The sequence below is a fragment of the Arthrobacter sp. NQ7 genome (genome assembly GCF_029581595.2).
Lineage (GTDB): Bacteria > Actinomycetota > Actinomycetes > Actinomycetales > Micrococcaceae > Arthrobacter > Arthrobacter phenanthrenivorans_B.
Window position 1 is genome coordinate 386154 of record NZ_JARFXU020000001.1, and the last position, 19342, is coordinate 405495.

17 protein-coding genes are annotated in these 19342 nt (G+C 68.5%); 11 read left to right on the forward strand and 6 right to left on the reverse strand.

Annotated features, from left to right (window positions below):
- Positions 1–30 precede the first annotated feature (30 nt).
- The 7 genes from PUN71_RS01820 (at position 31) to PUN71_RS01850 (ending at position 7646) form a co-directional block, all read left to right on the forward strand.
- Entirely contained in the window at positions 31–1197 is a 1167-nt protein-coding gene (locus tag PUN71_RS01820) for an RtcB family protein (protein WP_277797149.1), read from the forward strand.
- 130 nt (positions 1198–1327) lie between these two features.
- Complete coding sequence (locus PUN71_RS01825; protein WP_277797288.1) at positions 1328–2458, forward strand: ABC transporter substrate-binding protein; 1131 nt, start codon at positions 1328–1330, stop codon at positions 2456–2458.
- Between the two features lie 27 nt (positions 2459–2485).
- The gene (locus PUN71_RS01830) at positions 2486–3211 is read left to right on the forward strand and encodes an ABC transporter ATP-binding protein (RefSeq protein WP_277797150.1); all 726 of its coding nucleotides are present in this window, start codon (positions 2486–2488) and stop codon (positions 3209–3211) included.
- Positions 3201–4166 carry an ABC transporter permease gene (locus PUN71_RS01835; protein WP_277797151.1) on the forward strand — a complete coding sequence of 322 codons (966 nt, stop codon included), beginning with the start codon at positions 3201–3203 and terminating at the stop codon, positions 4164–4166. Before PUN71_RS01830 ends, PUN71_RS01835 begins: the two co-directional genes overlap by 11 nt.
- A gap of 199 nt (positions 4167–4365) precedes the next feature.
- A complete protein-coding gene (locus tag PUN71_RS01840; protein ID WP_277797152.1) occupies positions 4366–4812 on the forward strand; it encodes an SRPBCC family protein in 447 nt (148 codons plus the stop codon).
- Between the two features lie 87 nt (positions 4813–4899).
- Positions 4900–6156 carry a uroporphyrinogen-III C-methyltransferase gene (gene cobA, locus PUN71_RS01845; protein ID WP_277797153.1) on the forward strand — a complete coding sequence of 419 codons (1257 nt, stop codon included), beginning with the start codon at positions 4900–4902 and terminating at the stop codon, positions 6154–6156.
- Positions 6157–6179: 23 nt separating this feature from the next.
- A complete protein-coding gene (locus PUN71_RS01850) occupies positions 6180–7646 on the forward strand; it encodes an FAD-dependent oxidoreductase (RefSeq protein WP_277797154.1) in 1467 nt (488 codons plus the stop codon).
- 73 nt (positions 7647–7719) lie between these two features.
- Here the strand turns inward: PUN71_RS01850 and PUN71_RS01855 are convergent, their stop codons facing one another.
- From PUN71_RS01855 to PUN71_RS01865, 3 genes are read right to left on the reverse strand one after another with little or no spacing between them, the layout of a single operon-like run.
- A complete protein-coding gene (locus PUN71_RS01855) occupies positions 7720–8991 on the reverse strand; it encodes an SRPBCC family protein (RefSeq protein WP_277797155.1) in 1272 nt (423 codons plus the stop codon).
- A gap of 28 nt (positions 8992–9019) precedes the next feature.
- Positions 9020–9850 carry a DUF1206 domain-containing protein gene (locus PUN71_RS01860; RefSeq protein ID WP_277797156.1) on the reverse strand — a complete coding sequence of 277 codons (831 nt, stop codon included), beginning with the start codon at positions 9848–9850 and terminating at the stop codon, positions 9020–9022.
- A gap of 3 nt (positions 9851–9853) precedes the next feature.
- Entirely contained in the window at positions 9854–10144 is a 291-nt protein-coding gene (locus PUN71_RS01865; RefSeq protein ID WP_043449107.1) for a hypothetical protein, read from the reverse strand.
- Positions 10145–10302: 158 nt separating this feature from the next.
- Here PUN71_RS01865 and PUN71_RS01870 point away from each other — a divergent pair, with 158 nt between their 5' ends.
- On the forward strand, positions 10303–10842 hold the full coding sequence (locus PUN71_RS01870; protein WP_277797157.1) for a hypothetical protein: 540 nt from the start codon (positions 10303–10305) through the stop codon (positions 10840–10842).
- A 184-nt stretch (positions 10843–11026) separates the two neighbouring features.
- Here PUN71_RS01870 and PUN71_RS01875 read toward each other — a convergent pair whose 3' ends face one another.
- Positions 11027–11707 (reverse strand): FadR/GntR family transcriptional regulator, encoded by a 681-nt coding sequence (locus PUN71_RS01875; protein ID WP_043449105.1) that lies wholly within the window; start codon positions 11705–11707, stop codon positions 11027–11029.
- A gap of 4 nt (positions 11708–11711) precedes the next feature.
- Positions 11712–13040 (reverse strand): MFS transporter, encoded by a 1329-nt coding sequence (locus PUN71_RS01880; RefSeq protein WP_277797158.1) that lies wholly within the window; start codon positions 13038–13040, stop codon positions 11712–11714.
- Between the two features lie 135 nt (positions 13041–13175).
- Between PUN71_RS01880 and PUN71_RS01885 the strand changes: the two genes are divergently transcribed.
- On the forward strand, positions 13176–14762 hold the full coding sequence (locus tag PUN71_RS01885; protein WP_277797159.1) for a CYTH and CHAD domain-containing protein: 1587 nt from the start codon (positions 13176–13178) through the stop codon (positions 14760–14762).
- 39 nt (positions 14763–14801) lie between these two features.
- Here the strand turns inward: PUN71_RS01885 and PUN71_RS01890 are convergent, their stop codons facing one another.
- Positions 14802–16238, reverse strand: coding sequence for a PucR family transcriptional regulator (locus PUN71_RS01890; protein ID WP_277797160.1), 1437 nt, complete (start codon positions 16236–16238; stop codon positions 14802–14804).
- A 168-nt stretch (positions 16239–16406) separates the two neighbouring features.
- Between PUN71_RS01890 and PUN71_RS01895 the strand changes: the two genes are divergently transcribed.
- Together PUN71_RS01895 and gabT are read left to right on the forward strand one after the other, a co-directional pair.
- On the forward strand, positions 16407–17837 hold the full coding sequence (locus PUN71_RS01895) for an aminobutyraldehyde dehydrogenase (protein WP_277797161.1): 1431 nt from the start codon (positions 16407–16409) through the stop codon (positions 17835–17837).
- Positions 17838–17895: 58 nt separating this feature from the next.
- A complete protein-coding gene (gene gabT / locus PUN71_RS01900) occupies positions 17896–19266 on the forward strand; it encodes a 4-aminobutyrate--2-oxoglutarate transaminase (RefSeq protein ID WP_043449094.1) in 1371 nt (456 codons plus the stop codon).
- Positions 19267–19342: the final 76 nt, after the last annotated feature.

Sequence of the window (19342 nt, forward strand, 5' to 3'; positions counted from 1 at the left end):
TAGTCCTGGTCACCGCGGCGGGAGGCGGCTGTGGAAACCATCAGTCCCAAGCTTCTGAACTGGGCGTCCATCCTGGATGAGAAGACCCGCGAACAGGCAGTGATGACGGCGGGGCTGCCGTTCATCTACCCGCACCTGGCGCTGATGCCGGACGCGCACCTGGGCAAAGGGGCCACGGTGGGCTCCGTGATTCCCACGCTGCGCGCCATCATCCCCGCGGCAGTGGGTGTGGACATCGGCTGCGGCATGATCGCGGTCCGCACCCAGTACTCGGTGAAGGACCTGCCCAAGGACCGGAAGAGCCTGCGGGAGGACATCGAACGGGCCATTCCGCTGTCCGCCGGGCACAACAACCGGAAAGTCCTGGCCACGGCGGAGCCGCGGATTGCCGAGCTGAAGCGCCGGGCCGCGAAGGCCGGCTTCAACCCCGGGCAGTACGTCGACAAGTGGGAACTGCAGCTGGGGTCCCTGGGCTCGGGTAACCACTTCATTGAGGTGTCGGCGGACGAGGACGACGGCGTGTGGCTCTTCCTGCACTCGGGCTCGCGGGGCATCGGCAACAGGATCGCCCAGCACCACATCGGCGTCGCGCAGCACGTCAGCAGGAAGCACCAGATTTACCTGCCGGACCCCGACCTCGCCTACCTGGACGAGGGCACTCCGCAGTTTGAGCGCTACATCGCCGAGCTGCGCTGGGCCCAGCACTTCGCGCTGCTGAACCGGGAGGAAATGATGGACCGCGTGACGGCCCGGTTCAGCCGCTGGGTAGGCGGCCCGGTGCGGGAACGAGAACGGATCAACTGCCACCACAACTTCACCGAGCAGGAGACGCATTACGGGAAGTCGGTATGGGTGTCCCGGAAGGGTGCCATCAAAGCGGCGCCGGGCGATCCCGGACTGATTCCCGGGTCCATGGGGACGGCGTCCTATGTGGTGGAAGGCCTGGGCAACCCGGCGTCACTGAACTCGTCCCCGCACGGCGCCGGCCGGGAGTACTCCCGCAACGCCGCCCGCAAGGCCTTCACCCTGGAGGAACTCAAGCGGGCCATGCGCGGGATTGAGTTCCGCGCGTCGGAGGCCTTCATCGACGAGATCCCGGCCGCCTATAAGCCGATCGACCAGGTGATGCAGGACGCCGCGGACCTTGTCAGGGTGCGGCACAAGCTGCGGCAGTTGGTCAACGTCAAAGGCAACTGAACCTGCCAAACCGGGCAGCAGCGCGGCCGAATGTGACGCTAGATGAACGTGCGTGACCCCCCGTTTCCGCTTCATTGAACGGGTTTGGGCCACTCCCTATGGTGAAACAATGACTAGTTCCAAGCCCGGGATGACCCGCATCGTGGCAGGCGAAAGCGCGGTCCCCAAGCGCAAGCGTGCCATCGAGGCTGCCCTGGCCCTCGGGCTGGTCCTGCTGATCGCCTTTGGGGCCATTGTGGCGTCTAACGTCTCCCGCAACACCGAGGCCCAGGCTGCCGAGCCCAGCCCTGCCGCCGAACTGAAGCTCGGCTACTTCGGCAACGTCACGCACGCCGCCGCCCTGGTAGGCGTCAAAAAGGGATTCCTGGCCGGTGCCCTGGGCAGCACCCGGCTCAGTACCGAGACCTTCAACGCCGGCCCGGCCGCCATCGAAGCCCTGAACGCCGGGGCCATCGACGCCGCCTACATCGGCCCCAACCCCGCCATCAACTCGTTCGCCAAAAGCCAGGGCCAGTCCGTGCGCGTGATTGCCGGCGCCGCGGCCGGCGGTGCTCAGCTGGTGGTCAAGCCGGGGATCACCTCGGCCGCGGACCTGAAGGGCAAGACCCTGGCGACGCCGCAGCTCGGCGGCACCCAGGATGTGGCGCTCCGGGCCTGGCTGACCAGGCAGGGCTACAAGACCAACGTGGACGGCAGCGGCGACGTCGCCATCAACCCCACGGACAACGCCCAGACGCTCAAGCTGTTCCAGGACGGAAAGATCGACGGCGCGTGGTTGCCTGAACCGTGGGCGTCCCGCCTGGTGCTCACCGCCGGAGCCAAAGTCCTGGTGGATGAAAAAGACCTGTGGGACGGAACCGGCACCGGCAAGCCCGGCGAGTTCCCCACCACCATCCTGATCGTGAACCAGAAGTTCGCCGCCGACCACCCGGACACCGTCAAAGCCCTGATCAAGGGCAACGCGGAGTCGGTGGCCTGGCTCAACTCGGCCCCGGCCGACGAGAAGGCGAACCTCATCAACGCCGCCCTGCAGGAAACCGCCGGCGCGGCACTGCCGAACGATGTCCTGGCCAGGTCGCTGGCGAACATCACCTTCACCCTCGACCCGCTGGCCGGCAGCTACCCCAAGCTGCTGCAGGACGGCGTGGATGCAGGAACCACCAGGAACGCCGACATCAACGGCCTCTTCGACCTCCGCGCACTCAACGGGGTCACCGGCAGCACCGACAAGATTTCAGCGGCCGGCCTCGGCCAGGACTGACCAACCCAACTACTGAAGGACGCCACCATGCCAGTGGTACTGGAACACCTGGGCAAGCGCTTCGGCGACGGCGCCCCGGTCCTGGACGACGTCAACGCCAACATCGGGAGGGGCGAGTTCGTTGCCCTCCTTGGTGCCTCCGGCTGCGGCAAGTCCACCCTCCTGAACATCATCGCGGGACTGGAAGCGCCGACGTCGGGCGCCCTGGAAGTGCCCAGCGACGGTGCCGCCTTCATGTTCCAGGACGCCGCCCTGTTCCCCTGGCTCACCGCCCGTGAAAACATCGAGCTCGCGCTGAAACTGCGCGGCGTGGGCAAGGCCGAACGCCGTACCAAAGCCCAGGAACTCCTGGAACTGGTGCACCTCGGTTCGGCCGGGGACAAGCGCCCGCACGAACTCTCCGGCGGCATGCGGCAGCGCGTCTCCCTGGCCCGCTCACTGGCCCAGGACCGGCAGCTGCTGCTCATGGACGAACCGTTCGCCGCCCTGGACGCCATCACGCGCGACCTGCTGCACGACGAGCTGGAACGCATCTGGAAGGAAACCGGGCGCACCATCGTCTTCGTCACCCACAACGTCCGCGAAGCCGTCCGGCTGGGCCAGCGCGTGCTGCTGCTGTCGTCCCGCCCCGGCCGCGTGGTCCAGGAATGGGCCGTCACCGAAGAACACCGAACCGACGCCGGGCTCGCCGGCCAGCTGACCGGGGTCATCACCGCCCGGCTGCGGGAGGAGATTCGCCGCCATGCCAAGTAACCCACCCATGGTCGAGGAGGAGCCGGTGGTTGAGCCTGTCGAAACCACGGGTACCGAAACCCGACACGTGCATGCCGCTTTGACCCGGACGTCCACCGGGAATGAGGACCTTCGGGAGCTTGAGTCCGGCCTGGATTCGCTGCAGTCCGACGCCGACCGCAAGCACCGGATCGACTGGAGCCGGATCCTGCTCCCCGTGGCCGCTCTGGTGGTCCTGGTGCTGGTCTGGCAGTTCTATGTGTCGCTCGGTGTGAAGCGCCGCGACCTGGTCCCCGGGCCGCTGGACGTGGTGGCGCAGATGGGCTCGCTCTGGAATGAAGGCAAGCTGCAGGAATCCATGTGGACCTCGCTGCAGCGCGGGGTGGTGGGCTTCCTGATTTCGGTGGCGATCGCCACGCCGGTGGGCCTGCTGCTGGCGCAGGTGGCACCGCTGCGGCGTGCGTTCGGTCCGCTGATCTCCGGCCTCCAGGTGCTGCCGTCCGTGGCATGGGTCCCGGCGGCCATCATCTGGTTCGGCCTGACCGACGCCACCGTCTACTTCGTGGTGTTCATGGGCGCCATCCCGTCCATCATCAACGGCCTGATCTCGGGTGTGGACCAGATCCCGCCGCAATACCGGCGCGTGGGCACCGTCCTCGGGGCCAACCGGCTGCAGATGGCCCTGCAGGTGGTCCTTCCCGCTGCACTGCCCGGCTACCTCGGGGGCCTCAAGCAGGGCTGGGCGTTCTCGTGGCGCTCCCTCATGGCCGCGGAAATCATCGCGGTGGGCGGCACCATCGGCTTCGGCCTGGGCTCCCTCCTCGACCAGGGCCGCACGCTGTCCGATATGTCCGTGGTCATGGCTGCGATCCTGCTGATCCTTGGCGTCGGCATCCTCATCGAGCTCCTGGTGTTCGGACCCATCGAGAAACGGCTCCTGCGCCGCCGGGGCCTCCTGGCCGGCAGCACCCGCTGACCAAACCCCCTCCCAACGCACCGCAAGAGCCCGACGGCGACCTCCCGCCGTCGGGCTCTCTGCTGTCCCGACGCGTTTGCGCCACTTTTAGCCGTCCCCTCGCCCTTGGCCCCCAAACCACGGGGGCTGCCAGTCGGCAAAGGCCCGAAAATCACGCAACTGCGTCACGCCCGATAAGAACCGGTGGCAGACTGGCCGGATGACCGCGAGCTTCGAGTGCCGCACCGTATCCGCGCTCCCCGTGGAGCAGCTCTTCGACCGGGCGCGCAACATCGACCTGCACCTCGACTCCCAAAAACAAGCGGGGGAGCGGGCCGTGAAAGGCGTCACCAGCGGACTGATCGGCGACGGCCAGGACGTCACCTGGCGGGCCACGCACTTCGGCATACCGCTCACCATGACCAGCCGCATTACCGCCTTCGACTACCCGCACAGCTTCACGGACGAACAGGTCAAGGGCCCCTTCAAGGCCTTCCGTCACGTCCACGACTTCGCGCCGACGGCCACGGGAAGCGTCATGATCGACAGGGTGGAGTTCAGCGCGCCGCTTGGTTTCCTGGGCCGCGCCGTCGAGCGGCTCTTCCTGGCGCGGTATCTGGAGCGACTCATCGTCCGCAGGGGGCAGTTCCTTGCCACCTGCGGCTAGGGAACGTTTGTGACGCAGCATTACCTTGCGTGAACTGGTGTTGCTCGGCCTTTGTGGGCGAATGTGACGCGGACCTACCGTTGATCCATGGCAATTCAGGATATTTACCCCACCGCGCTGCGGCTGCTCGGCCGTCCCGTGCTGGTGGTGGGCGGCGGCCCCGTTGCTGCCCGCCGCGCCAAGGGGCTGCTCGACGCCGGTGCCGTCGTCACCGTCGTGGCTCCGGTTGCCTCACCCGCGCTGCAGGACATGGCCGACGCCGGCCTGCTCACCTGGGAAGCGCGCCCGTATGACTCCAAGGACGTCGACGGCGTCTGGTTCGTCCAGACCGCCACCGGGGATCCCGGGGTGGATGCCCGGGTATCGGCCGACGCCGAGGCGCAGCGGGTCTGGTGCGTCAACGCCTCCAACCATGAAGCTTCTGCCGCCTGGACCCCCGCCGTCGCCCACGTGGACGACGTCAAGATCGCCGTCAACGCAGGGGGAGACCCGCGCCGCGCCATGGCCGTCCGTGACGCGGTCGCCACGGCCCTGGAAACCGGCGACCTGCCGCTGCGCCGCCGCCGTGCGCACCGGGGAAGCGTCGCCCTCGTCGGCGGTGGACCCGGGGACACCGGCCTCATCACCGTCCGCGGCCGCCGCCTCCTGGGCCAGGCGGACGTCGTGGTGGCCGACCGCCTCGGCCCGCGGGAACTCCTGAACGAACTCGCCCCCGACGTCCGCGTCATTGAAGTGGGCAAAACCCCCGGCCACCACCCCGTGCCGCAGGCAGAGATCAACCGCGTCCTGGTGGAGGAAGCCCTCAAGGGCCACCGCGTGGTCCGGCTCAAGGGCGGCGACCCCTACGTGCTGGGCCGCGGCGGCGAGGAAGCCGAATACTGCCGGCAGCACGGCGTGGAGGTGGAAGTGGTTTCCGGCGTCACCTCCGCCATCTCGGTTCCCGCCGCGGCAGGCATTCCCGTCACCCACCGCGGCCTGGCCAAGGGCTTCAGCGTGGTCACCGGCCACGAGGAACTCTCCGAGGTCCCCGCCCGCGCCGACCACACCATCGTCCTGCTGATGGGCGTCGGCCAGCTGCGCCAATCCGCGTCCGCGCTGGGCGAAGCCGGACTGCCCGCCGACACCCCTGTTGGTATCGTGGAAAACGGCTATTTGCCGGACCAGCGCGTCACCATCGGCACGCTCGGTTCCATCGCCGACCAGGCCCAGGCGGCCGGCGTCGCAAATCCTGCCGTGATTGTCATCGGTGACGTGGTGCGCGTGAGCCCGTTCGCGCCGTCGCACTTCAAAACCGCTGACTACAGCACCACCACCCCGAACAAGCCCCGCGTCCTCACCGCCTAAGACCGAACAAAAGGAACACAGCCGTGTCATCAAGCACCTCCGTAGGTTCTGCCGAACGTCCGCTGCGCGTCGCCGTCGTGGGCTCCGGCCCGGCCGGCGTTTACGCCGCTGACATTCTCACCAAGAGCGAAGCCGTCAAGAGCGGCGAGCTGACCGTCAGCATCGACCTCTTTGACCGCTACCCGGCACCCTACGGCCTGATCCGCTACGGCGTGGCGCCGGACCACCCCCGCATCAAGGGCATCGTCAACGCGCTGCACAAGGTACTGGACCGCGGCGACATCCGCTTCTTCGGCAACGTGGACTACGGCACCGACCTCACCATCGAGGACCTGCGCACCCACTATGACGCCGTGATCTTCGCCACCGGCGCCATCAAGGACGCGGACCTGAACATCCCCGGCATCGAGCTGGAGGGCTCGTTCGGCGGCGCCGACTTCGTGTCCTGGTACGACGGGCACCCGGACGTGCCGCGCGAATGGCCGTTGGAGGCCAAGGAGATCGCCGTGATCGGCAACGGCAACGTGGCCCTGGACGTGGCCCGCGTCCTGTCCAAGCACGCCGACGACCTCCTCACCACCGAGATCCCGGACAACGTCTACGCCGGCCTGAAGGCCTCGCCCGTCACGGACGTGCACGTCTTCGGCCGCCGCGGCCCCGCCCAGGTCAAGTTCACCCCGCTGGAGCTGCGCGAACTGTCCCACTCCAAGGACGTGGACATCATCCTGTACCCGGAGGACTTCGAGTTCGACGAGGAATCGGACCGCCAGATCCAGACCAACAACCAGACCAAGACCATGGTGGGCACGCTCACCAACTGGATCGCCGAGCAGCCCGAGGACCTCTCCGAGCTCAAGGCCTCCCGCCGCCTGCACCTGCACTTCCTGCACAGCCCGGTGGAGATCTACGACGACGCCGAGACCCCGGGCAAGGTGGCCGGCATCAAGTTCGAGCGCACCGAACTGGACGGCACCGGCAACGCCCGCGGCACCGGCGAGTTCGTGGACTACCCCGTCCAGGCCGTCTACCGCGCCATCGGCTACTTCGGCTCCGCCCTGCCGGACGTCGAGTTCGACCACAAGAAGGGCGTCGTCACGAACGACGGCGGCCGCGTCCTGGATGCATCAGGCCAGCATGTGCCGGGCCTCTACGCCACGGGCTGGATCAAGCGCGGACCGGTGGGCCTGATCGGCCACACCAAGGGTGACGCCCTGGAGACCGTGACCTACCTGCTGGAAGACCGCGAAAACCTGCCCGTCGCCACCGTTCCCGCGGAGGACGCCGTCGTTGACCTCCTCGATTCACGCGGCGTGAAGTTCACCTCCTGGGAAGGCTGGCTGGCACTGGACGCACACGAGCTCGCCCTGGGCGCGACGGCCACGGAGGCCGGCGGCTCGCACGGTGTCGAGGTCACCCGTGAGCGCATCAAGGTGGTGCCGCGCGAGGACATGGTGGACATCTCGCGTGACGGCGTGTCCGCCCAGGTCTAGGAGCTGGAACAGCAGGAACCGCGGTACCGGACGGTGCCGCGGTTCCTGCTTTTAACGGTTTAACCCGCCTGCGCTATTTGGGTTTGCCTGCGCCCCCGATGGCCATCAGTTCCAGGCGGCGCAGTGTCTCGCGGTTCCGGGCCGAAATCATCGGGTCCCGCAGGAATTTCGGCATCAGCTTGCCGGGGCCACGGATCGCATCTTCGGCGATGGTCACCAGGCACTGGCTGCCCCGGTCCTCAAGGGTGATGTCCACCTTGGCCTCGCCCATCGGCCAGCCGCGCGCCACCAGCTCCAGCGTGCGGCCGGGCTCCACAGCGGTGACGCGGCTGCTGTCGTTGATCACCAGCGGCCAGGCGCCCACCGAGTGGTGGAGGTGCGCTCCAAGCCCGGGCCACTCGGCGTCCACGTCCCTGATCCTGGAGGCGCCCACCACCCAGCCTGAATACAGCCAGCCGTCGGCGATGACCCGCCAGACGTCCGCGGAGGGGCATTCGAACAACTGCGAGACGGTGGACATGGAGTTCCTTCCGGTGGTGCTCTGCTCGGGGGCCGGTTCCGCCGGGCGTCCGACGGCGGGAGGTGTGGGCCGCCGGGCGGCCCGGTAGGACGGCTTCCGCAGCCGCCGGCTCCACGCGTACGTCCGGGCTCCGGGCGGCTGGTTTTCGAGGGGGTCGAACCGCAGCGGGATGTCCGCAGGGTCGGCTCCCGCGGTCAGCCGCAGCTCACCGCATTTGCGCCAGCGGCCACCCGGCGCCGCCCAGTGCAGGGCCAGCACCCACTCGCCGGAGGCAAGGGATCCGGCCGGGAGGCTCCGGGTCCGCAGCCCCAACAGCACGGGTCCGTTCCGGCCGCGGTACGGCATCAGCGTGGTCATGGCCGCTCCGGCAACATCCAGCCGCGGCATCAGCAGGAACCGGCCCGGAAGTCCCCAGCCAGTGGAGGCGAACAGGACGTCGGCGGGGCCGGCGGCGGTGTCCCGGGAGTCGGCGGGGCCGGCGCCCGTGTCCCTGAAGTGGGTGCCCCCGGGGTCCGCACCCTTAGCGTCCGCACCCCGCGACGGTGAAACGCGGAGCGCGAGGCCCAGGATGTCGGGCAGCGCCTGCGGCAGCCCCAGGGACCGCGAGAAGCGGGCTACCACCTGGTCGGTTCCGGCGGTGTCCAGCCAGTCGATGCCGCTGGGTCCCGCTGGGTTGCCGGTCCTGGCCAGGGTCCCGGCGAGCCCCAGTCCCTCGGGGTGGATGGGCCGGTCGGGCCGGGCGATTTTCAGGAGCCGGAACAGGGCAGCAAAGGCCTGCCCGGCGCTTCCGGTGACGGCGGAGAGAAGGCTCAGCTGCTGGGTCATACGTCCTTCCTACCCATAAACCGCAGGACTACATACGTCCGAACCGGGCCCTGATCAGGGCGAAGATCCCGTACGCGATGAAGCCGGCGCCGATCGCCACCAGCAGCGTGGGCCCGAACGGATGCCCCTGCAACGCCTTCAGGCTGCCATCGAGGCCGGTGTTTTCTTCGGGGCTGTGTTTTGCGGCGGCAATGATGAACAACAGCCCGGTAAGGCCCAGGGCAACGCCTTTGGCCACATGGCCCACGGCGCCGAGGGAATCGATGACCGTGCCCCGCCGTGTTCCGTTGAAGTGGAAAAGCTCCTCTTTCTTGAACCCGCGGGAGACGCCCTTGACCACGAAGTAGACGCCAATGCCGATGATGGTCAGCCCCACCGCTACCAGCACCCACAGTCCCAGCGGCTGGTCCATCAGTGCCGCGCTGAAGTCGCGTGTGCTGTCGCCGGAGTCGCCGCGCAGGCCCACGGCGAAGCCTGCGAAGCTGAGCCCCACGCTGCCGTAGGCGATGGCCAGGAAGCCGGAGGAAATGAGTTTCGCGATCCGGTCCTTGCGTGGTTCGCCGCGCATCCGCAGGGTTGCCTCGCTGGCCTGCCACAGCGCCAGGCCCAGGCACGCCACCACGCAGCCCCACATGACCACCGGACCCCATGGGTTGTCGGCTAGCTGCGCGATGGCACCCGTGGCCTCGGCCTCACCGGAATGGCCGAACGCGATGGCAATGGCGATCACCCCCACGATGATGTGGAGCAGGGCCATGACGGCGAACCCGGCGCGCGCCAGGACGTCCAGGACCTTATGGTTGGACGCCTCCTCGACAGCGTCTGCTGCCTGGCTGAGGGTGGATTCGCCGTCGGACATTACCTAGCCGTTCATGGGCCCTTCGGCCCGCAGCTTCTCCGCGCCGGGGCCCTCAACGTGTACGGTGCACCGGACCACCAGCTGGCCGGGGGCGTTGTCCAGCTCCACCAGGGAATCATCTGCGCTGAGGACGGTGAACACCTCGGATCCCGCCACCACGTCAACGCCCTTGGCCTTCGCTGTTTCCTTTGCGTTGCCGAACGCCTCGCGCTGCAGGCCGTCAACGTAGCCGCCGTCACTTTCGCGGGCCGGATCGCCGAAGGCCCAGCCGAACAATGTCCCTGTGTTTCCCATGGCGACGATATTACGCGGTCGGCCTCTGTCCCGGCCGGGCTTTCGTAATATTAGTAAGTGTGCTTACCATGGGCGCACCCTACCTCGATGGGACACAGCAAGCTAAGGCCGCGGACAGCGGCAACCGGAACCAGTTCATAACGTTAGGAATGCGCATCATGGCAGGAAATCTCATTGCCCGTTCAGTTCACGACCTGACGGCAGCAGCATGGTTCGGCGGGTCACTGATGGGTGCCATCGGACTCAACGGCGCGGCGGCCCAGGCCAAGGACCCGGCCGAGCGCACGCGCCTTTCCAGCGCCGGCTGGATGAAGTGGGCCCCGTTCCAGACGGCCGCGTTCGCCTCCCACCTGGTGGCGGACCTGGCGATCGCCTGGGAGAACAAGGGCCGCATCGCCAAGCAGGAGGGCGTGGCCCGCGACACCGTCATCAAGACGGCCGTCACCGTGGCAGGCGCCGCCGTGACCCTCTACTCCGGCATCCTGGGCAAGAAGGTGGAGAAGCTTGCCGGTGAGGGCGCCGAAGGTGCAACGGAGCCGCACGGTGCAGCCGCGGATGAACTGAAGGCAGCCCAGCAGCAGCTCAAGTTCCTGCAGTGGATCATCCCCGGCTTTGCCGGCCTGGTGATCGTCCTTGGCGCCAAGCACGGAGAGATGCAGCGCCCCAAGAACGTCCTCGCGGGCCTGCGCCGCGACTAGGACGGGTAAAGAACACAGAGCTTACGACGGCGGCCCGGCACCAAAGTGCCGGGCCGCCGCACGTCTGGCTTCTCGCTGCGCACATGCAGCCGGGACGCGGAGATTCCGTGACGCGCCCCGTGTATCGCCGCGCCAGGGAATTTCCGCGACGCAAGGGGAGACCGGGTAGCCGGCCGGCAGGGCACTATTCCGCGAGCCACTCCGCGCAGGAATTAAGGTTGCGGTTCACGGTGGCCACTGCCGCGTCCTCGTCCCGGCGCTCCAACGCTTCAAGCAGGGTTTCGTGGCCGTCCCGGGGAAGCCCGTTGAAGCCGGGCCGGGGCTGCTGGGTGAGCAGATCCTGGTGGAACACGGTCCCGAAACTGGCGTAGAGCTCATGCAGCAGCGGATTGCCCGAAGCCCGGGCGATGCCTTCGTGGAACTGCCAGTCGGCGTCGGCCCAGGCCCCGAAGTCCCCTTGGTTCCAGGCGTGGTCCCGGGTTGCCAGGAAGGCGCGCAATTCGGTGATGTCCCCGGCGGTGGCGTTCCGGGCGGCGAGGCGGGCGGCCTGGGTATCCAGTCCCAGCCGGACCTCCAGGATGTGCTGCTCGGTATGGTCCTGGTACATCCGCCGGGCCGCGCCGGACATCTCGCTGGTGGCGCGCACATAAGTGCCGTCGCCGCGCCGGACCTCGAGCATGCCGCCGTGCGCAAGGGCCTTCACGGCCTCCCGGAGGGTGCCGCGGGACACGCCGAGCTTGGCCATGAGCTCAGGCTCGGGCGGGATCCGGCCATTGAGGGGCCATTCGCCGGAGTGGACCATTTCCCGCAGCTTGGCGGTCACTTCAGCGGCAAGCGGCGGACGGACAGAGGGGCTCAGGGACACGCTGCTACTTCCTTCCTGCCGCGGTCCGGCGGCTGGCGGTGCCGGACGCTTTACCGGCCATGGCCGGGCGGGTAATGAGGTGGGACACCACGATCTGGACAAGTGCCAGCACCAGCAGCAGGACCAGGGGCAGCGTCCAGCCGCCGGTGGCACTGTGCAGCAGGCCCATGCCAAACGGGCCCACGGTGGCCAGCAGGTAACCCGAGGACTGCGCCAGCGTGGACAGCGCGGTGGTCTCCGCCGTGCTGGTACCGCTGCGGCTGATCATCACCATGACCAGCGGGAAGATGCCCAGGCCAAAACCCAGCAGCACGGCGGGGATAATGGCGAGCCCCACGGGGAGGACCAGCAGCGCCGCGATGCCGGCCATCATGGTGGTGCTCACCAGGTAGAACGCCGGCCGCAGCATGCCGGGCCGGGCTCCGAGGGCGATCAGCACCATGCCGGCAGGAACGGAGACCAGCTGCATCAACCCAGACATCAGCCCGCTGTCCGTAGCGCCCAGCCCCATGGTGGTGAGCATGTAGGGAAACCAGCTGAGCAGGGCGTACGCGAGCAGGGCCTGGAGGGCGAAGATCGCGGTGAGCAGCTGCCCTTTGCGGGTCCGCAGCAGCGGCCAGGGGGACACCCGGAGGGCCATGGCCGGGGCGGCGTGCCGGTGGGCGTGCAGTGCCACGGGAAGGAACCCCAGGAAGGCGGCCACGGCAGCAATGCCCACGGCGCCCACGGCGGCGGACGGGGATCCCAGCGCCTGGGCCAGCGGAACGACCAGGACGGAGGTCAGCGTGCCGCCGGTGGTCATGGTCACCGTGTAGACGGCCGTCATGAGTGAGGTGCGCGAGGCGAAGTGCTCGCGGATGAAGGACGGCATGGCCACATTGCAGACAGCCAGCCCGGACATGCCCACCACGCTGCCGGCCACGAGCATTCCGGTGGCGGGGATGCCGCGCAACAGCAGGCCACCGGCCAGCAGCGCGAGCGACAGCAGGATGGCCTTCTCCACGCCGAGTTTGCCCGTCAGCCAGGAGGTGGCGGCGCCGGCCAGGGCGAAGCAGAGCGTGGGAATGGACGGGATGATGGCCGCCACCAGCGCACCGTAGCCCAGGACCGCCTGGAGATCGTGCAGCAGCGCCGAAGCTCCGGTAATGCCCGCCCGAAGGTTGAGCCCGATCAGCACCAGCGCAATGACGCCGAACACGACGGCGGAGCGCGGCCGCGCAGGAGCCGCACCGCCGGGAGCGGCGCTGGGCGGGGCAGCACTGGGCGGGGCAGCCGTGCCGGTGGCGGGAGCGTGGGCGGCTGCTGGCGCGGAAGCGGGGGGAGTGGCGGGCATACTGTCCACTCTAAAGGTTAGACGTTTGATGTTTGAGGTTTTGTGGCGAACCTCTCCAGCCGTGGACGGCTGGAATAGACTTCCAAGGGACTGTCGGAGGGCCTGGCGCGGACCAGGCGGTGCGGAAGGACGGCTGTGGAGGCTTCCCGGGGACTGGAGATCGAGAAGAAGTACGACGTCGATGCCGGCGCCGAAGTGCCGCCGCTGGACCAGGCCGCCGGGGTGGCCCGGACCGGCAAACCGCACACCGACGTCCTCGAGGCGGTGTACTTCGACACCCCCAAGCATGCCCTCGCAGCCCGGCGCATTACGCTGCGCCGCCGCACGGGCGGCAAAGACGCCGGCTGGCACCTGAAGCTGCCGCCGGCAGCCCCCCTGGCCGGGGAAGGGCCCCAGCAGCGGACGGAACTGCACGCACCCCTGGGCCGGCCCGACGTCGTCCCCGACGCCCTGCTGCCCCACCTCCAGGCTTACCTTCGCGGTGCCGTGCCCGCACCCGTGGTGCGGCTGGAAACCCGCCGCACCACCCACCCGCTGTACGGCGAGGACGGCGTGCACCTGGCCGACCTCGCCGATGACCAGGTCACGGCCGTACGGCTGGAGGACGGGGCCGGGGACGCCCTGCAGTGGCGCGAATGGGAACTGGAACTGGTCCACGGGAAGCCGGACCTCTTCGGACCGGTGGAGGAACTGCTCACCGCTGCCGGCGCCCGGCCGGCAGGCCACGCCTCCAAGCTGGCCCGCGCCCTGGGCACCGACAAGAAAGCCGGGAAGCGCGCCGCCGCTGCGGAGGCTCCCGACAGCGGCGGCGGCGAAAGCACCCCGGCGCTCCTGGCGGGAAAACGTGCCCCGGCGGCCGCCGTCGTCACCGTCTACGTGGCCGCGCAGATCGACCAGATCCTCGCCGGGGACGCCGCCGTCCGGCTCGAGGAACCCGAAGCCGTCCACAACATGCGCTCCGCCACCCGCCGCATCCGTTCGGTCCTGGCCGCGTACGGCAGGCTCTACCGCGCGTCGTCGGTGCGGAAGCTGCGCAGCGAGCTGAAGTGGCTGGGGCAACTGCTCGGCCGGCCGCGCGACGCCGAAATCCTGCGGTCCCAGCTGCGTGACCAGCTGGGCGAACTGCCCCCGGCTGACGGGATTGCCGCTGCCGCAAGCACGGTGGAGGAGCGCGCCGGCGGCGATTTCGACGCCGGGTACCGCCTGCTGCATGAAGCGCTGGAATCGGCCCGCTACTTCCGGCTCCTGGACAAGCTTGAGGATTTCCGTGACAACCCGCCGGTGCGTGCCGACGCGGTAAAGCCGGGACGGCGGGCCGCCTCGAAGGCAGTGGACAAAGCCGCCAAGCGGCTGCGGCGCTCGCACAAGGCGGTCAAGGACGCCAGGCGCGGCAGGGACCAGGAACTTGCCCTGCACCGGGTGCGCAAGGATGCCAAGCGGCTCCGGCACGTGGCGGAGTCGGCCGCCCTGGTCCATGGGAAGAGCGCCGGCAAGGTGGCCAAGGCGGCCCGCCGGCAGCAGAAGATCCTCGGCCGGTTCCAGGATGCGGTGGTGGCCCGTGACCTGCTGGCCGCCCTTTCGGCGGAGTACGGAGAGGCTGCCACCGCCGGGATCTACGCGCAGCTGCTGAACCTGCAGGAGGAAAAGATGCAGGCGGCCCGGACCGATTACCGGAAGGCGCGGAAGAAGTCGCGCGAGCTGTTGGGCCACGGGGTCCTCTGACGGACCGGCACGGCAGGTGCGCCTATGTGACTTGCGGCGTTACTTGCCCTGCCGGGCCGAGAGGCGGGCCACCGCAAGGGCGAGCCACAGCTGCACGCGGTCCGCGGTGACGGCGGGGTCGTAGCCGGTCAGCTCGGTGATCTGGGCCAGCCGGTAGCGCACGGTGTTGCGGTGCAGCGTGAGTTCCTCGGCCACCGCAGCCACCGAGCCGTTGTTGTTCAGGTAGCTTTCCAGCGTGGCCACCAGCTCGGAGCCGTGCGAGGCGTCGAAGGAGCGCAGCGGGTTCAGGGACTCGTGCGCCATGTCCGCCAACGGCACGTCCTCGCTGGCCAGCAGCAGCGAGGTCAGGCTCAGCCGCTCGGGTTCGTTGACCGGCAGGCCGTGGTTGGCGGCATCACGGGCCTCGAAGTAGCTCCAGCGCAGTCCGTTCGGCTTGGTGTAGGCACCGCCGATGCCGATCGTGGCGTGAATGCCCGCCTCGGCAAGGTGGTCGCTTAGTTTCCGTGCCAGCGCCGGCGCGGTCCCGCCGTCGTCGTTAATCACCAGCACCAGGTCCTTGCCCACGACGGCGGCCACGGCCTTCTCCAGCTCCTGCGGCACCGACGTGCTCCCCAGGGCCTTGCCGTGGGCGGCCGACACGGCCAGCAGCACCACATTCTTGCGGGTGCTGTTCACGCCCACGCCGGCCAGCCGGCGCTGGGCCTCGCTGGTCTCCAGCGCCCCGTGGATCACGTCCTCCAGCACCTGGCCGCAAAGGGCGCGCTGGGCCTGGCGCTGCTTGACCATGTTGTTCAGCTCCACGCTGATCAGGTTCTGCGCGTAACCAATGATGCCGGTGTCCTCGAAGGGCTGGCGCACCCACAGGGTGCAGGCGTCGCGCCGCCCGGTGGGGACGGGGTAGCTGGACCAGGTGTCTGCCGACGGGCCGGCGGTGCTGCTGTTGTACAGCTGGGCGGTGAACTGGGTGAGGGCAATGTCCGTGCGCAGCATGCCGCCCAGGTTCTTCAGCAGCTCGGCCAGGCCGCCGCCGGTCAGCAGCGCCCGGGCCAGCACCTGGTGCCCGGCGATCAGCCGTTCCAGCTTGGCGTAGTGGTCCGCAGACTGCGCGTCCGCCACGAGCTTGGTGATGGCGATGAAGGGGGTCTCATACGGTACTTCCACCACCGGCAGGCCCCAGCGGTTGGCTTCCGCCAGGAGGGCCGGGGGCACCACCTCGTGCGACAGCCCGACGCCGAATCCGATGCCCACCGCTCCGGCGCGCTGCACCTGGCGGACAAACCGGCGCTGCTCGGGCGCTGACCGGAGCCGCAGGCCGGTGGTGAGCACCAGCTCGCCGCCGTTGAGGAACCGCTGCGGATCCTCAAGCTCGGTAACCGCCACCCAGTTGATGTCCTGGTTCCAGGTGGTCTCCGCGACGCCCGCCTTGGACAGCTTCAGGGACGTCACGCCCACCAGGGCAGCAAGGGAAATGGCCATGAAGCAAGGATAAACGTGAGCTGGGCAACCGCACTAAACCTGTTCCGGAAGGGTGTGCAGGTGGCTATTCACCCGCATAGGTCGCTGGCATAGGCTCAATGCAGTTCCATCCATCCGTCCTGGTGCCCGCCCGGCCGCCGATGGCCCTTACGAAAGAGGTTGCACACCGTGGTCCAAACCTTGCAGAACTTCATCAACGGGAAGTTCGTCACCCCCGCCGGCACCACCCTGCTGGACGTGGTCAACCCCACCAACGGCGAGGTCGTGGCGCACGCCCCCGTTTCGGTGCAGGCAGACGTCGACGCCGCCATGGCGGCCGCCAAGGACGCCTTCAGGACCTGGAAGCACGTCACGCCCGGCCAGCGGCAGCTGATGCTGCTCAAGCTCGCCGATGCCATCGAGGCCAACAGCGACGAACTCGTCGAAGCCCAGCACCGCAACACCGGCCAGGTCCGCTCCCTCATTGCCTCCGAGGAGGTGGCCGCCGGAGCCGACCAGCTGCGCTTCTTTGCCGGTGCCGCCCGCATCCTCGAAGGCAAGTCCGCCGGTGAATACTTCGAGGGCCACACCTCCTACGTCCGCCGCGAACCCATTGGCGTGGTGGCGCAGGTGGCCCCGTGGAACTACCCGTTCCTGATGGCCATCTGGAAGATCGGCCCCGCCCTGGCTGCCGGCAACACCGTGGTCCTGAAGCCCTCCGACACCACCCCCGAATCCACCCTGGTGCTGGCCCGCCTGGCCGGCGACATCCTGCCCGCAGGCGTCCTGAACGTGGTCCTCGGCACCGGCGAAACCGGCGCCATGATGGTGGAGCACAAGGTCCCTGGCCTGGTCTCCATCACCGGGTCCGTCCGGGCCGGCATCGCCGTCGCCTCCGGCGCCGCCAAGAGCCTCAAGCGCGCCCACCTGGAACTGGGCGGCAAGGCCCCGGCCATCGTCTTCAAGGACGCCGACATCAAGAAGAGCGCTGCGGCCATCGCCGAGTTTGCGTTCTTCAACGCCGGCCAGGACTGCACGGCCATCACCCGCGTGCTGGTGGAGGAGTCCGTGCACGACGACGTCGTGGCAGCCATGGTGGAGCACACCCGGACCCTGCACACCGGCTCCCAGAACGACGAGGACAACTACTTCGGCCCGCTGAACAACGTCAACCACTTCAACGCGGTGACCTCAGTGGTGGAGAACCTGCCGGCCAACTGCCGCATCGAGACCGGCGGCCACCGGGCAGGGGAGAAGGGCTACTTCTTCGAGCCCACCATCATCACCGGCGCAAAGCAGACCGACGACGTGGTCCAGAAGGAAACCTTCGGCCCCGTCATCACCGTGCAGAAGTTCAGCACCGAAGCCGAAGCAGTGGAACTGGCCAACGACGTGGACTACGCCCTGGCCTCCAGCGTCTGGACCTCCAACCACGGCACCGCCATGCGGCTGAGCCGCGACCTGGACTTCGGGGCCGTCTGGATCAACACCCACATCCTGCTGACCGCCGAAATGCCGCATGGCGGCTTCAAGCAGTCCGGCTACGGCAAGGACCTCTCCATGTACGGCGTGGAGGACTACACGCGCATCAAGCACGTCATGTCCGCACTCGACGCCTGACCATTCCCCGCCGGCCGAGCCTGCCGAAACCCCGGAAACGTAGAAAGAAAGAACCCCAATGACCACCACCGCATCAGACATCACCTACCGCCTGGAGCAGAAGCGCAACGTCCAGGCCGACTTCCCGGGCCCCAAGTCCGTGGCACTGACCGAACGCCGCAAGTCCGTGGTGGCTGCCGGCGTCGCCTCCAGCGTCCCGGTCTACGTTGCCGACGCCGACGGCGGCATCATCCATGACGTCGACGGCAACTCCTTCATCGACCTCGGATCGGGCATCGCCGTCACCAGCGTGGGCGCGTCCGATCCCGCCGTCGTCGGCGCCGTGAAGGAAGCCGTGGAGCACTTCACCCACACCTGCTTCATGGTCACCCCCTACGAGGGCTACGTGGCCGTCGCCGAGCAGCTGAACCGCCTCACCCCGGGCGACCACGAAAAGCGCACCGTCCTCTTCAACTCCGGTGCCGAGGCCGTGGAAAACGCCGTCAAGGTGGCCCGCCTGGCAACCGGCCGGGACGCCGTCGTCGCCTTCGACCACGCCTACCATGGCCGTACCAACCTGACCATGGCGCTGACCGCCAAGGCCATGCCGTACAAGACCAACTTCGGCCCGTTCGCGCCCGAGGTCTACCGCATGCCCATGAGCTACCCGTACCGCGAGGAAAACCCCGCCATCACGGGCGCCGAGGCCGCCAAGCGCGCCATCACCATGATCGAGAAGCAGATCGGCGGCGACCAGGTGGCCGCGATCATCATCGAGCCCATCCAGGGCGAAGGCGGCTTCATCGTCCCGGCCGAAGGCTTCCTCCCGGCGCTGGCAGCCTGGGCCAAGGAGAAGGGCATCGTCTTCATCGCGGACGAGGTCCAGTCCGGCTTCTGCCGCACCGGCGAATGGTTCGCCGTCAACCACGAAGGCGTCGTCCCGGACATCATCACCATGGCCAAGGGCATCGCCGGCGGCATGCCGCTGTCCGCCATCACCGGCCGCGCCGACCTGCTCGACGCCGTCCACCCGGGCGGCCTGGGCGGAACCTACGGCGGCAACCCGGTGGCCTGCGCCGCCGCGCTGGCTTCCATCGGCTCCATGGAGGAATACGACCTGAACGGACGTGCGCGCCACATCGAGGAACTCGCCCTCGGCCGGCTCCGCGACCTGCAGGCCGAACTGGCTGCTGCCGGCACCGCCGTGATCGGTGATGTCCGTGGCCGCGGTGCCATGCTGGCCATTGAACTTGTCCAGGCCGGCTCCAAGGAACCGAACCCGGAACTGACCAAGGCTGTTGCCGCCGCCTGCCTGAAGGAAGGCGTCATCATCCTGACCTGCGGCACCTACGGCAACGTGATCCGGCTGCTGCCGCCGCTGGTCATCACCGACGAACTGCTGGCCGACGGCCTCGAAGTCCTGGCCGCCGCCATCAAGGCCAACGCCTAGGCAGAACACTCCTCCCGCAACGCACAGAAGGTGGGCTCCCGGCCGGGAGCCCACCTTCTGTGTCTTCGCAGTGCCT